Consider the following 14,272-nt stretch of genomic DNA (forward strand, 5'->3'; position numbering starts at 1 on the left):
TCATTGTTCCCGAAATACTCCGGGGGGTGCGGGGGGCTGGCCCCCCGCGCGTGCGACGTTGGTCGCTTATTCCACGTTTTGAACCTGCTCGCGCATCTGGTCGATCACCGCTTTTAATTCCAGCCCGACGGCGCTCAGCCCGCTGTCCTGCGCCTTGGAACACAGGGTGTTGGCCTCGCGGTTGAACTCTTGTGTCAGGAAATCCAGTTTGCGCCCCACCGGGCCGCCTTGTTCCAACAAGGCGTGTGCCGCGATGATATGCGCGCGCAGCCGGTCCAGTTCTTCGGTCACGTCGGATTTCACGGCGATCACGGCCAATTCCTGCGCCACACGCTCGGGCGCCACCGCGTCATTATGATCGGTCACGCGGGCCAGTTGGCGGCGCAGCGTGTCGGCCATGCGGGCTTGTCTGGCATTCGCCGCTTGCGCGGCTTGATCGGTCAGGGCCGCGATCTGCTCAAGCTGGTCCGACAGCACCGCAGCCAGCGCCGCGCCTTCGCCTTGGCGCATCTTTAGAAAGCTGTTCAGCACCGGCTCCAAATCTTGCAACAACGCGTCGCGCAGGCCGGTGGTGTCCTGCACCGCGCTTGTGGTGTCCAAGACACCGCGTAGCGCCAGCAGATCAGCGGCGGTCGCGGGCGCAAGCGTCACGCCGGTTTCCATCGCGCGGGCCTCGACCTGCGCCATGGCCGACAGGATATCTTCAAGCGTCGCCGTATTGAGGGTTAATTGCCCTGTGCGATCTTCGCTTTGAACGCGCAGCGACAGGTTGACATTGCCGCGCGTCATGGCGCTGCCTAGACGCGCCCGGATCGCGGCCTCAAGCCCGTCGATCCAGTCAGGCACGCGCAGCCGCAGGTCCAGCCCCTTGCCGTTCACGCTGCGCAAATCCCATGTCCAGCCATAGCCCTGACAGGTTCCGGTGGCCGAGGCGAAGGCCGTCATAGAATAAAGCACGCGGTATCCCCTTATGGCTCGGCCAATCCTTTGCACGTCTTGTCCTAGCCAACCGGCCTTGTGGTGGCAAGTGTTGCCACGACGCGCGATTGGTCGGACAAGGGTTAACCAATTGCGCAGAATTTTAGACAAAACCCGCCCGAATTGTGGCAGATTATGTCAAGGATGTGGCGCAGGCGGTGCCATCACTTTCAAAGATGCGTATATGTTAACAAGAGTATCAGGTGAGCCGATGATCAAGGATATGAACACAATTACCGGGTGGGCCGGTCAAATGCGTGGTTTGCGCGCCCGCGAGATCGAGGCCTTTCGCCGCTATTGGAGCGCGATGCGCAAGGATGGCGATGTGCCGCGCCGTTCGGACATTGACCCGCGCGGGATCGAGCCGCTCTTGGCCGAGGCCTTCGTGGCCGAGCGAATCGCTCCCGGTCTGGCGCGCTTACGGATCGCTGGCAACCACCTCACCGATCTGATGGGCATGGAAGTGCGAGGGATGCCGCTGAGCAGTTTTCTGTTGCCCGCCGATCGCGACCGGCTGGCCGATCTTCTGGTTGATCTGTTCGACGCGCCCGCGACCGTCGATTTGCGCTTGACCGCCGAGGCCGGGCGCGGTCAGGCACCATTGGCAGCGCGTATGGTGCTGATGCCGCTGCGCAGCGACCTTGGGGATATCTCGCGCTGTTTGGGCTGTTTGGTGACCGACGGGCCCTTGGGCCGCGCGCCGCGCCGGTTTGCGATCACCAGCAGTAAGGTTAGTGTGGTCACCCTGCGCCAAGATGGGCTGTCGGGCACTGGTTTCACGACACCCAAAGCACCCGCGTCGCGGCCCGACGCGCGGCCACCCTCACGCAGTGAGCGGCCTTATTTGCGGCTGGTCAAATCCGACTGAGGCGGATGTGGTGATATTAAAAAGGGGCCGCTTGGCCCCTTTTTATTTGGCTTGGCCGGGATTGCACCGAATCAGACCGCTTGTGCGGCCTGACGGCTATTGCGCAAGTTTGACAGCTCTTCCGCCACCAGAAAGGCCAGTTCAAGCGACTGGCTGGCATTGAGGCGCGGATCGCAGGCCGTGTGGTAGCGATCGGACAGGTTTTCATCACTCAGCGCACGCATACCGCCGGTGCATTCGGTGACGTCTTGTCCGGTCATCTCGAAATGCACACCGCCGGGTGTGGTGCCTTCGGCGCGGTGGATGGCAAAGAACTCCTGCACTTCGCGCAGCACCGATTCAAACGGCCGGGTTTTATAACCGGTGGCCGATTTGATCGTGTTGCCATGCATCGGATCACAGACCCAAACCACATTCGCACCCTCGGATTCGACGGTGCGGATCAAGCGCGGCAGGTGATCGCCCACTTTGCCCGCCCCGAACCGGGCGATCAGCGTCAGGCGCCCTGCCTCGTTTTCGGGGTTCAACGTGGCCATCAGGCGTTTGAGGTCATCGGTTTCCATCGTCGGCCCGCATTTCAGGCCAATGGGGTTCATCACGCCGCGGGCAAATTCCACATGCGCGCCGTCAGGTTGGCGGGTGCGATCCCCGATCCAGACCATGTGACCCGAACCTGCCAACCATTTGCCAGAGGTGGAATCAAGCCGCGTCAGCGCCTCTTCGTATTCCAAAAGCAACGCTTCGTGGCTGGTATAAAAATCGACGCTGCCCAGTTCATGCTGGGTTTCAGCCGTCATGCCAGCGGCGGCCATGAAATCCAGCGTATCCTGAATTCGGCTGGCCATTTCGCGGTATTTGGCGGCCTTTTCATCATCGGTGAAGCCAAGCGTCCACGAGTGCACACGATTGATATCGGCAAAACCGCCGGTGGAGAACGCGCGCAACAGGTTCAGCGTGGCGGCGGCCTGCGTGTAGGCTTGCAGCATCTTGGAGGGATCGGGACTGCGTGCCTCGGGTGTGAAGGCCAATTCGTTGATGATGTCACCGCGGTAGCTGGGCAGTTCCTGCCCATTGACGGTTTCGGTGGGTGCACTGCGCGGTTTGGCAAACTGGCCCGCCATGCGGCCCACCTTCACCACGGGCACCTTGGCCCCGTAGGTCAGCACCATCGCCATCTGCAGCATGACCTTGAACGTGTCGCGGATTGCATCGGCTGAAAACTGCTCAAAGCTTTCCGCACAATCCCCGCCTTGCAGCAAGAACGCTTCGCCGCGCGACGCGGCCCCTAGTTCACGCTTGAGTCTGCGCGCCTCACCGGCAAACACCAGCGGCGGATACTGCGACAGACGGGCCTCGACCTCGGCCAAGGCGGCGGGATCGGTATAGTCCGGCATCTGGACCCGCGGTTTGGCGCGCCAGTCGGATTTTTGCCATGTCGTCGTCATTATATGTCTCCGGGATATGAGGCTTCGGAACCATTGCTATACAAAACCGTGGATCGGGACACCATATATGATTTGCGGGACTTGACGCAAAAGCAAGCGTCTGACTTTTGTCAAACGACAGAATCGCGCGTAGTGTCGCACCACGCGGAACGCGTGCAACGAAAGCCGAACGACCATGAAACCCACCACACCGACAATCGAAATTGATGCCCCGACAACACCGCGCCGGTTCATCTTTGTTTTGCTTGAAAATTTCACACTGCTGAGTTTTGCCGCCGCGATTGACAGTTTGCGGATCGCCAACCGGATGTCGGATCACGACTTGTACACGTGGAAACTGGCCGGTGACACCGAAGATCGCCGGATCACCAGTTCGGCGGGGGCGGTGTTTGAACTGGATATGGGGCTGGACGAGTTAAGCCGTGATGACACCATCGTGCTCTGCGGTGGTGCGGATGTGCAGCGCGCCACCACCAAGCGATTGTTGAACTGGCTGCGGCGCGAAACCCGTCGCGGGCTGAAGGTGGCGGGCCTGTGCACAGCGGCCTACAGCTTGGCGCGGGCCGGGCTGCTGGATGGCAAACGCGCCACAACGCATTGGGAAAACCACGACAGTTTCATTGAAGAATTCGACGAGGTGGAACTGACCAAGTCGGTGTTTGTGGTCGATGGCAACCGGATGAGCACGGCAGGCGGAACATCGTCGATTGATCTGTTTTTGAAACTGATTGCCGATGACCACGGTGAAAAACTGGCCAATGCGGTGGCCGATCAGTTGATCTACTCATCCATCCGCACCGATCAGGATACCCAACGGCTGAGCGTGCCCACCCGGATCGGCGTCCGGCACCCGAAGCTAAGCCAAGTGATTCAGATGATGGAAGCCAATATCGAAGAGCCGATCAGCCCTTCGGTTCTGGCGAAAGACGTGGGCATGTCCACCCGCCAGCTAGAACGGCTGTTTCGCCGTTATCTGAACCGAAGCCCGAAGCGGTATTATATGGAATTGCGCCTGCAAAAAGCCCGCAACTTGTTGATGCAAACCGATATGACGGTGATCAATGTCGCGCTGGCTTGCGGGTTTGCGTCGCCCTCGCATTTTTCAAAGTGCTACCGGGCGCATTACAACACGACCCCCTATCGCGAGCGTGGCACCCAATCCAACCGCCTGTCGGTTTGAAGGATGTTGCGGTTTGGGGGCGCTGCCCCCGTCGCGGCAAGCCGCGACTCCCCCGGAGTATTTTGGGAACAATGAAAGGGGTGCTGAGCGCGGTTACTGCGGCGTCATGCGATAGAGCGTGCCTTGGCCGACAGACAGGAACCAGATCGCCCCGTCGGGGCCTTCGCGGATATCGCGCACGCGCAGCGTGTCAGGCGTGCCGATCTGGGCGACTTCGCGCAGAGGATCGCCGCGAAGCTGAGAGATGTAGTCGAATTTCAGGCTGCCGATAAAGATGTCGCCGCGCCAGTCAGGCCAAAGCGCACCGGAATAGATCATCATGCCCGAGGGTGCGATGGAGGGATCCCAATAGAATTCGGGTTGTTCCATGCCGGGTTTTGACGTGCCCTCGCCTATTTTCGCGCCCGAATAATGCGTGCCGTAGGAAATCACCGGCCAGCCGTAATTTGCCCCGGCGGTGATGCGGTTCACCTCGTCCCCGCCGCGCGCGCCGTGTTCAACGGCCCAAAGGTGGCCCGACAGGTCCAAAGCCGCGCCTTGGATATTGCGGTGGCCGTAGGACCATATTTCGGGTCGGGTGCCTTGGGTTTCGGTAAACGGGTTGTCCGCCGGTGCGCTGCCATCGCGGGTGATCCGCAGAACGGATCCGTTTTCGCGGCTTAGATCCTGCGCCGAGGGGCGATCGCCCCGGTCGCCTGTGGTGACAAAGAGGTGGCCATCGGGCGCTTCGACCAAACGCGAGCCGAAATGCCGCCCCCCCGACGAGCCGGGCCGCATGTGCCAGATCACCTGCCAATCGGTCAGGGTTTGCGCATCAGCCGAGAGCTGCGCGCGGGCCACGGCGGTGCCCGCCTGCCCGCCGGCTTGTGGTAGGGCATGGCTGAAAAACAAGGTGCGGCTGTCGGTGAAATCGCGCGGCACCAGAAGATCCAGCAGACCGCCCTGCCCTTGCGCGGCGATCGGGCCAAGCCCGCCAATCGGGTGCAGACCGGTGCCATCGTGGCGCAACAGACGACCCGACCGTTCGGTGATCAAGATGCTGCCATCGGGCAGGAAGCCGAAGGACCAAGGCACGGTCAGCCCGTCAACGACAGGCTCGATTTTCTGTGCGTGCAGCGGCGCGGTAAAAAGCGCCAGCGCGAGCAAGACCGCGAACAATCTGAACATGATACATCCGTTTGGCAAATACCCATACGTCATCCTAGCAGATGGCGCAGGCCGTGTCGTGATCAAGGTCTCAGGTGTCTTGCGCGGTGTCGGTCAGGCGCGTTGCGATCCCAGCCGGGCGATGCCGAGGGTATCGAGCACTTTGGCCTCGATATCGACGGCGTTAAGGCCCGCGACCGAATACATATCGTCTGGGCTGGCCTGATCTATGAAGATATCTGGCAGAACCATGGAGCGGTATTTCAACCCGTGATCGAACACGCCATGTTCGGCCAGAAGCTGCGCCACATGGCTGCCAAAGCCGCCAATCGCGCCTTCTTCGATGGTGATCAGCGCCTCGTGATTGGCCGCGAGATCGAGAATCAGCTCAGCGTCCAGAGGTTTGGCAAACCGCGCATCGGCCACTGTGGGGGTGATCCCACGGGCGCGCAGCCCTTCGGAGGCTTTCATCACCTCGCCCAGCCGGGTGCCAAAGGACAACAGCGCCACGCGGCCGCCCGTCTGAATCATGCGGCCTTTGCCAAGCTGCAGCACTTTGCCCTGTGCGGGCATTTCAACGCCTTCACCTTCGCCGCGCGGATAGCGGAAGGCGATTGGCCCATCATCATGTGCCACGGCGGTGGCGACCATGTGCTTTAATTCCGCCTCATCCGCAGCGGCCATGACGGTAAAGCCCGGTAAGTTGGCCAGATAAGCCACATCGAAGGCACCGGCATGGGTGGGGCCGTCAGCGCCGACAAGCCCGGCGCGATCAATCGCAAAGCGCACCGGCAGGCGTTGAATGGCCACGTCATGCACAACCTGATCGTAGCCGCGTTGCAGAAAGGTGGAATAGAGCGCGCAGAACGGTTTCATCCCACCTGCCGCCAGACCGGCGGCGAAGGTGACAGCGTGTTGTTCGGCAATGCCCACATCAAAGCAGCGCGACGGGTAGCGTTTATCGAACAGATCGAGGCCCGTCCCGTCGGGCATGGCGGCGGTGATCGCACAAATCTTGTCGTCCTGCCCCGCGTGATCCAAGAGCGCCTCGGCAAAAACGCGGGTGTAGCTGGGTGCGTTCGAAGCGGCTTTCTTCTGCTCACCGGTGGCGAGGTCAAACTTGGCCGTAGCATGGCCGCCATCGCGGCGCGTTTCCGCCGGGGCGTACCCCTTGCCCTTTTTGGTGATCACGTGAATCAGCGTCGGCCCGGTGGCCCGCGCCTGTACCGTGCGCAACACCGGCAGCAACTGGTCCATGTCATGGCCGTCGATCGGGCCGATATAGCTAAACCCCAGCTCTTCGAACAAGGTACCGCCGACGGTCAGGCCCTTAAGCATATCCTTGGCCCGCTTGGCCCCTTCCTGAAACGGTGGCGGCAAAAGCGACACCGCGCCTTTGGCGGCGGCTTTGAATTCCTGAAACGGTGCCCCGGCATACAGCCGCGACAGGTAAGACGACAGCGCGCCCACCGGCGGCGCGATGGACATTTCATTATCGTTGAGGATGACGATCAGTCGTTTCTTCAGGTGGCCCGCGTGATTGAGCGCCTCAAACGCCATGCCTGCCGACATCGCACCGTCACCGATCACCGCGATGGCATCGCCGTGGCCGGTGGGGCTGGCCCCGCCGAGATCGCGGGCCACGGCAAAACCAAGCGCGGAACTGATCGAGGTGGAGCTATGCGCGGCACCAAATGGATCGTAGGGGGATTCGGACCGTTTGGTGAAACCCGACAGCCCACCCTTTTGGCGCAGGGTGCGCATACGGTCGCGCCGTCCAGTCAGGATCTTGTGAGGATAAGACTGGTGGCTGACATCCCAAATAATCTTGTCGCGTGGGGCCTCGAACACAGCGTGCAGCGCAACGGTCACTTCCACAACGCCCAAGCCCGCGCCCAGATGCCCGCCGGTTTCGGACACGGCGGCGATGGTTTCAGCGCGCAGTTCATGGGCCAGTTGGGTCAACTGCCCATCAGACAAGGGTTTCAGGTCGGCGGGGCTGTCGATTTGATCCAACAGCGGTGTTTCGGGACGGGTGGACATAATGGCGTGTGCCCTCCTTGGGGCGATACTCAGCTGACGCGCGAGATAACGAAGCGGGCCGCCTCGCGCAAGCAGTCGCCCTGCTCTTGGTATATATCTAGGGCGCTGCACGCCTGTTTCACGAGGTCTGCGGCATATTCCTTGGCCCCGGCCAGCCCCAAGTGGCTGACGAACGTGGCTTTGCCCCGGTCGGCATCTTTGCCCACCGCCTTGCCCATGGCCTGCGCATCACCTTCGATATCTAGCACATCATCCCAGATTTGAAATGCCAGCCCCAGACATGCGCCGTAGCGATCCAGCGCTTGCCAGGCTGCCGTATCGGCTTGGGCCAGAACCGCCCCCGACGTGGCCGCCCAACGGATCAAAGCGCCGGTTTTGCCATGCTGAACCTGTTTGATCTGCTCGAGACTATAGGGGGTTTTGCGGGTTTCGGCGCTGATATCCATCATCTGGCCGCCAACCATGCCGTGATGTCCGGCGGCGCGGGCAAGGCTGCGCACCAGCGCGACCTGCGTCGTAGGATCCGGGCCCTCGGGCTGCGCCAACAGCCAGAAGGCCAGAGTTTGCAGCGCATCGCCGGCCAACACGGCAGTATGTTCGTTCCATTTGCGATGCACGGTGGGCTGACCGCGCCGCAGATCGTCGTCATCCATGCACGGCAGATCATCATGGATCAGCGAATAGGCATGGATGCATTCAATGGCGAGTGCGGGCGCCAGTGCTGCCCCCGACCCCACCCGGTTCATCCGCGCCGATTCCAGCACCAGAAAGGCGCGCAGGGCCTTACCGCCGGACAGCGCGTAGGACATGGCACTGGCCAGATCATCTTGGTGCGGTGCCAATACATCGCGTTTCGCCGCGGTCATCAGCTGCTGTGTCCGCGTCAGGGCGGTGTCGAAATCCCGTAGCGTCAGGTCGTCTTGTGCGTCAAACGCCGGAACTGCCGTAAAATTTGCCATAAACGCAGGTTACCCTGCATCAACTGGCGTGGTGCCTGTCGGTGTGCCGTCGCCGTCCAATGTGATGGCCGCAACTTTTTCCTCGGCCTCTTTCAACTTGGCCTCACAGCGTTTTTTCAGTTTTGCGCCACGCTCATACAGCGCGATCGAATCTTCCAACGCCACGTCGCCGCGTTCAAGCTGGCCCACGACCTGTTCCAGTTCTTTCATCGCGTGTTCGAAGGACATTTCGTTTACGTCAGTCTCAGTCATCAGCGCGCCCTGTCAGCTTAAGGAATATGCGCCTACCTTATCCGGGGTGCCGGGCGGGTTCAATTCGGTTGACGCGGTCGCGAGGCTGCTGGATTGTTTGGGCATGACAAAATCGCGTGCGCTGTTTAATTTACCCGATCTGGAGGCTGTAACCGGGGTGGCCCAACGGTTCGAAGCGGCGCGCAGCACAGAGGCGGCGCTGGAACGGGCCGATCTTGCAGAAATTCTGCGGCTGGTGCCGGGTCAACGCGCAGTTTGCCGGGGACATGTGGATGGGCGGGCCTGCATCTGGCGCATCTTCCTGTCGGGACAAGAGGCCGCCGCCACCCGCGAATGGGACGAATTGCAGCGCATCTGGCCCGAGATGAACACAGGCCTCTATAGGGTGTGTGAACCGCTGTACCACTGCGCCGAACATGGAATGATCGCGGTTGAAGAGTTGCCCGGCACACCGCTGCTGCAATTGCTATGGAAGGCCCCTGTTCAGGATCGCGCGCAATGGCTGGACCCGGCGGCACAGTGGTTGCGGTGCTACACCGAAAGCACCGAAAGCTGGCGGCCTTCTGGCCATGACGGGTGGTTGCAACGCGCCGCACGTGGCGCGCGCAAACAGCCCTTCGCGGCCCTAAGATCGCTGGAAATGGACATTCTGCAGCAGCTTGAACGGTTGGCCAGCCGGTTGGACGGCGTCGAATGGCGTGTGGCCATCAGCCATGGCGACTATCACCCCAACAACTTGATCGCACGTCAGGACAGCTTGACCGGGATTGACACCGGAGGATCGGCGCGCACGCCGATCTACAAGGATATCGCACGTTTCCTGATGCATATGGGTCGGCGCGGCATGATCCCGTCGGGGCAGCGGTATCTGGGTGTCGACCGGGTGGGGCTGAACGCGTTCGCTGATCGCTTTTGCATGAGCAACACCGAACGGCAGGTGATCTTGCCCTTCATGCTGGGGGTCGAGGCGCTGATCCGGGTTGAAACCCCCGCCCTGTCTGGGTCGCGCATCCGCCGCGCGCGGCGGATGTCAGCAGCCTTGCTGAAAGATTTACAGGCCTTGTGACGGTTCGCGGCGTTGGTGACCAACGGAGTGTCATCTTGCCTTGCCAGCAAGTTGGCTTTTGCTCCTACCCTGCCCCTTCACCCAAGGTCAGCGCCCTTTGAACAGCCCGCCCAGAATACCCCGCACGATGCGCCTGCCGGTGGTGCCCTTGAGTTCTTTCACCACCACGCCTGCAAGCGCCTTGCCAATCGATCCGGCCAGCCCGCCAGCCTCGTCCGGCGCGCCGCGCGAGGTTGAGCGGCTGACGCGTTTTCCAGAATAGCGGCGCGCGGCATTGAATTCACGGTCGGCGACGGCTTGCTCTTCGGCGGCGCGTTCGGCCTGCTCTGCGGTCGCGGCGGCCTCGGCCGCGCGTCGGGCCAGCATTTCATGGGCCGAGTCGCGATCCAGAACCGTGTCGTATTTACCCGCGACGGGTGACGCGGCCATCACGCTGCGCCGGGTTGCGTCGTCAATCGGGCCCAGTTTCGACGAGGGCGGGCGAATAAGCGTGCGTTCGACAACACCCGGCACGCCCTTGTCTTCCAGCATCGAGGTCACAGCCTCGCCCACGCCGACATCGCGAATCGCGTCCACGGTTTCAAAGCGCGGGTTGGGACGATAGGTCTCGGCCGCGCGTTTCAGCGCCCGGCGGTCGCGTGCCGTAAAGGCGCGCAGGGCGTGTTGCACGCGATTGCCCAACTGGCCAAGAATATCTTCGGGCACGTCATCGGGGTTTTGGGTGATGAAATACACCCCCACCCCCTTGGAGCGGATCAGCCGTGCCACCTGTTCAACCTTGTCAATCAGGGCGTCGGGCGCGTCGTCGAACAGCAAATGCGCCTCATCAAAGAAAAACACCAGCTTGGGTTTGTCCGGGTCGCCGACTTCGGGAAGCTCTTCGAACAGTTCGGACAATAGCCACAGCAAAAAGGTGGCGTAGAGGCGTGGGGAATTCATCAGCTTGTCGGCGGCCAGAATATTGATCCGCCCGCGCCCGTCAGGATCGGTGCGCATTATATCGGCCAGCTCAAGCGCGGGTTCGCCGAAAAAGTCCGACGCGCCCTGATTTTCCAGCACCAAAAGGCGGCGCTGGATCGCGCCCACCGATTGCGGCGAGACATTGCCATAGCGCAACGACAGATCGCCGCGATTTTCGCCCACCCAGACCAGAAGCGATTGCAAATCCTTGAGATCCAAAAGCGGCATGCCTTGTTCATCGGCCACGCGGAAGGCGATGTTCAAAATGCCTTCCTGCGCCTCGGATAGGTCCATCAGGCGGCTAAGCAGCAAAGGCCCCATGTCGGCCAGCGTGGTGCGCACAGGGTGGTCCTGTTCACCGAACAGATCCCAAAAGGTGACCGGAAAGGCGGAATAGCTATAGTCGTCAAAGCCGATGGTGGCGGCGCGTTCGGTGAAAGCCGTGTGAAGTTTGAAATCAGTGCGGCCCGCCTCGGCCAATCCCGACAGATCACCTTTGACGTCAGACAAGAACACCGGAACGCCCGCCGCCGAGAATCCTTCGGCCAGAATTTGCAGGGTGACGGTTTTCCCGGTCCCGGTGGCCCCCGCGATCAGGCCGTGCCGGTTGGCGTAGTTCAGGGCAAGCCCCTGCTTGGTGCCATAGTCTTTGCCGCCACCACCGATGAAAATCCTGTTGTCCATGTGATTTGTCCCAAGATACCCCTTATGCGAAATGACCATACAAACTTAACCATTTGACGCCATACTGAAATTGCCTTGCGACCCGCCATGTCCTCTTGGGTCGGGGGCATGTCCTCCCTGTCAGACTGGCCGCGCCTTCGGGCACGGCACTTTTTTGTGCAAGTTTGTCGCAGTTCGCCTGTTGACGGATAGCGATAACTGTCCTAGCGTTTGGGCAATTACTAAGTCGGCCAGTCCGGCAGGGAGATACGAAAGAAAAGAGGCCTCGCGGTCTCTTTTCTGTTTTGCAGGGCAAGACTGCGCGACCAATCCCAACAATTTATCCGACGCAATTACGACATGTGGCCCGGTCAGGCGCCATAGGAAAAGGCGGATTTCTGCCTTGCACCGCACCCCGTCGTTCTGTTTTATCCTGACACATGCCGCGCGCCATGTTACAGCGCGGGGCAACACACAGTCAGTCATCGCATGGGGATCATATGCCAAGACTTCTTTCGACTTTGCCTTTGGTGGCCCTTCTTGGCCTTGGAACAGCATTGCACGCACAGGACGACACGGGCGCCGACGCGCAAACCACAGCCGAAGAGCCAGCACCCGCCGAGACCGACGACAGTGGGCAAAATATTCAGACGGATGCCGAAGAGGCCGAAAACCTGCTGGATATGGGCCGACAGCCACAAGAAGACCCCACCTATATCAAAGAGGAATATGGGGACTGGCAGCTTAAATGTTTCCGGTCAGAGGCCGAAGAAGACCCCTGTCAGATGTATCAGCTTCTGACAGAAGAAGCTGGCAACCCTGTCGCCGAATTCAGCCTGTTTCGTCTGCCCGAAGGATCACAGGCCGTCGCCGGGGCGACAATCGTTGTGCCGCTTGGAACCCTGTTGACCGAAGAATTGCGTATCTCGGTCGATGGTGGCCCTGCCAAGACCTATACATATTCGTTCTGCTCGATGGTGGGCTGCTTTGCCCGGATCGGCCTGACCCAAGCCGACATAGACGCATTCAAGGCCGGGGTCGAAGCAAACCTGCAACTGGTCCCGGCGCAAGCGCCCGATCAGACCTTGAACATCAAGGCATCGCTCAGCGGGTTCACCGCAGCCTTAGACAACGTGTCAATCGTCGAGAACTGATCTTAGCGATCCGGTTAAACCACAAGCGGCGCGGCGTGGGCAACACGCGGCGCCGTTTGCATTTTGGCCGATCGGTCAGGCAAAGCGTTTCAGGGCCAGAACTGCGTTCAACCCGCCAAAGGCAAAAGCGTTGGACAGCGCCACATCGACTTTGGCCTCGCGCGCCACGTTAGGCACCACGTCAAGCGCGCATTCCGGGTCCGGCTCTTCATAGCCTATGGTTGGCGCGATGATCCCGTCGCGCACGGCCATGATACAGGCCAGCAATTCAACCGCCCCGGTGCCCCCGATCAGGTGCCCATGCATGGATTTTGTCGAAGAAATCATCAGCCGGTCGGCATGCGCGCCGAACACATCGGCCACCGCCGCGCTTTCGGTTTTGTCATTCGCCGCCGTGCCTGTGCCGTGGGCGTTGATATAGCCCACATCCGTGGTGTTCAGCCGCGCATCCGAAAGCGCGCCTTTGATGGCGCGTGACGCCCCCTGTTTCGACGGCATCACGATATCGGCCGCATCCGACGACATGGCATAGCCTGCGACCTCGGCCAGAATCTCGGCACCGCGGGCGCGGGCATGGTCATAGTCTTCGAATACGAAAACCCCGGCGCCTTCGCCCTGCACCATGCCGTTGCGATTGGCCGAGAATGGGCGGCAGGCGTCGCGTGACATCACGCGCAGCCCCTCCCACGCCTTGACGCCGCCAAAGCACAGCATCGATTCAGAGCCGCCGGTGATCATCACCGGTGTCATGCCGCCATGCACCATCTGAAACGCCTGCGCCATCGCATGATTGGACGAGGCGCAGGCGGTGGACACGGTAAAACTTGGCCCCTTAAGGTTGAACTCCATCGACACGTGGCTGGAGGCGGCGTTGTTCATCAGCTTGGGCACCACAAAGGGATGCACCCGGTTTTTACCGTCTTCGTACACGCTGCGGTAATTGTCATCGAGCGTGGTCATACCGCCGCCCGAATTGCCCAGAACGATCCCGGCACGCGCAGCCAGATCACCCGAAAACGTCAAACCGGATTGCTCAATCGCCTCGCGCGCGGCGATCAGGGTGAACTGCGTGAAACGGTCGTAAAGCGCCAGTTGCTGGCGGTTGAACCGGGTTTCTGGTTCGTAATTGTTGACCTGCCCGCCAATCCGGATCGACAGGCGGTCAACATCACGAAAATCCAGTGGCCCAATGCCGCAGCGACCTTCGCGCATCGCCTCAAGCGTGGCGGGCACCGTGTGGCCAAGCGCATTGATCGTGCCCGCCCCGGTGATGACAACGCGTTTCACGATTGCTCTTTCACCAGTTTTTCAATGCCTTCGATAATGGCTGCGACCGACGAAATGTCGAAATCGCTGGCTTGGGGTTCATTGGCATTGAACGGCACCGAGATGTCGAATTCTTCTTCGATTGCGAAAATACTTTCGACCAGCCCAAGGCTGTCAATGCCCAGATCCTCCATCGTGCTGTCCAGCGTAACATCAGAAGGGTCCAACACCGCCTGTTCGGCGATGATGGCAATTACACGATCTGTGGTGCTGCGGCTCATGGCTGTGCTCT

13 protein-coding genes are annotated in these 14,272 nt (G+C 60.9%); 4 read left to right on the forward strand and 9 right to left on the reverse strand.

The features are described 5' to 3' along the window. Positions 1–66: 66 nt before the first annotated feature. Entirely contained in the window at positions 67–957 is an 891-nt protein-coding gene (locus HAT86_RS11010; protein ID WP_331272539.1) for a YicC/YloC family endoribonuclease, read from the reverse strand. Positions 958–1,189: 232 nt separating this feature from the next. Here HAT86_RS11010 and HAT86_RS11015 point away from each other — a divergent pair, with 232 nt between their 5' ends. Then, complete coding sequence (locus HAT86_RS11015; RefSeq protein WP_167197300.1) at positions 1,190–1,846, forward strand: PAS domain-containing protein; 657 nt, start codon at positions 1,190–1,192, stop codon at positions 1,844–1,846. A gap of 71 nt (positions 1,847–1,917) precedes the next feature. On the opposite strand, the gene HAT86_RS11020 is transcribed toward HAT86_RS11015, so the two are convergent. Then, positions 1,918–3,291, reverse strand: a complete 1,374-nt coding sequence (locus HAT86_RS11020; protein WP_167197303.1) for a class II 3-deoxy-7-phosphoheptulonate synthase — start codon at positions 3,289–3,291, stop codon at positions 1,918–1,920. 175 nt (positions 3,292–3,466) lie between these two features. On the opposite strand from HAT86_RS11020, the gene HAT86_RS11025 reads away from it, so the two are divergent. Further along, positions 3,467–4,471, forward strand: a complete 1,005-nt coding sequence (locus HAT86_RS11025; protein WP_167197306.1) for a GlxA family transcriptional regulator — start codon at positions 3,467–3,469, stop codon at positions 4,469–4,471. A 93-nt stretch (positions 4,472–4,564) separates the two neighbouring features. Here HAT86_RS11025 and HAT86_RS11030 read toward each other — a convergent pair whose 3' ends face one another. From HAT86_RS11030 to HAT86_RS11045, 4 genes are all read right to left on the reverse strand, one after another. Next, positions 4,565–5,638 (reverse strand): PQQ-dependent sugar dehydrogenase, encoded by a 1,074-nt coding sequence (locus HAT86_RS11030; protein WP_167197309.1) that lies wholly within the window; start codon positions 5,636–5,638, stop codon positions 4,565–4,567. Positions 5,639–5,731: 93 nt separating this feature from the next. Beyond that, complete coding sequence (dxs, locus tag HAT86_RS11035; RefSeq protein WP_167197312.1) at positions 5,732–7,660, reverse strand: 1-deoxy-D-xylulose-5-phosphate synthase; 1,929 nt, start codon at positions 7,658–7,660, stop codon at positions 5,732–5,734. 29 nt (positions 7,661–7,689) lie between these two features. Next, on the reverse strand, positions 7,690–8,619 hold the full coding sequence (locus HAT86_RS11040) for a polyprenyl synthetase family protein (protein ID WP_408015021.1): 930 nt from the start codon (positions 8,617–8,619) through the stop codon (positions 7,690–7,692). 9 nt (positions 8,620–8,628) lie between these two features. Then, a complete protein-coding gene (locus tag HAT86_RS11045) occupies positions 8,629–8,871 on the reverse strand; it encodes an exodeoxyribonuclease VII small subunit (protein WP_167197314.1) in 243 nt (80 codons plus the stop codon). Positions 8,872–8,974: 103 nt separating this feature from the next. Between HAT86_RS11045 and HAT86_RS11050 the strand changes: the two genes are divergently transcribed. Then, on the forward strand, positions 8,975–9,937 hold the full coding sequence (locus HAT86_RS11050; protein ID WP_167197317.1) for a phosphotransferase: 963 nt from the start codon (positions 8,975–8,977) through the stop codon (positions 9,935–9,937). Between the two features lie 87 nt (positions 9,938–10,024). Here HAT86_RS11050 and HAT86_RS11055 read toward each other — a convergent pair whose 3' ends face one another. Continuing rightward, positions 10,025–11,581: a helicase HerA-like domain-containing protein gene (locus HAT86_RS11055; RefSeq protein WP_167197320.1), complete on the reverse strand. Its 1,557-nt coding sequence runs from the start codon at positions 11,579–11,581 to the stop codon at positions 10,025–10,027. Positions 11,582–12,060: 479 nt separating this feature from the next. On the opposite strand from HAT86_RS11055, the gene HAT86_RS11060 reads away from it, so the two are divergent. After that, positions 12,061–12,714, forward strand: a complete 654-nt coding sequence (locus HAT86_RS11060; protein WP_167197323.1) for an invasion associated locus B family protein — start codon at positions 12,061–12,063, stop codon at positions 12,712–12,714. A 75-nt stretch (positions 12,715–12,789) separates the two neighbouring features. On the opposite strand, the gene HAT86_RS11065 is transcribed toward HAT86_RS11060, so the two are convergent. Further along, positions 12,790–14,001 carry a beta-ketoacyl-[acyl-carrier-protein] synthase family protein gene (locus HAT86_RS11065; protein ID WP_167197326.1) on the reverse strand — a complete coding sequence of 404 codons (1,212 nt, stop codon included), beginning with the start codon at positions 13,999–14,001 and terminating at the stop codon, positions 12,790–12,792. Further along, positions 13,998–14,261 (reverse strand): acyl carrier protein, encoded by a 264-nt coding sequence (locus HAT86_RS11070; protein WP_167197329.1) that lies wholly within the window; start codon positions 14,259–14,261, stop codon positions 13,998–14,000. Before HAT86_RS11070 ends, HAT86_RS11065 begins: the two co-directional genes overlap by 4 nt. Between the last annotated feature and the right edge of the window lie 11 nt (positions 14,262–14,272).

The sequence above is a fragment of the Roseovarius gahaiensis genome, from assembly GCF_011601345.1.
Taxonomy (GTDB): Bacteria; Pseudomonadota; Alphaproteobacteria; order Rhodobacterales; family Rhodobacteraceae; genus Roseovarius; species Roseovarius gahaiensis.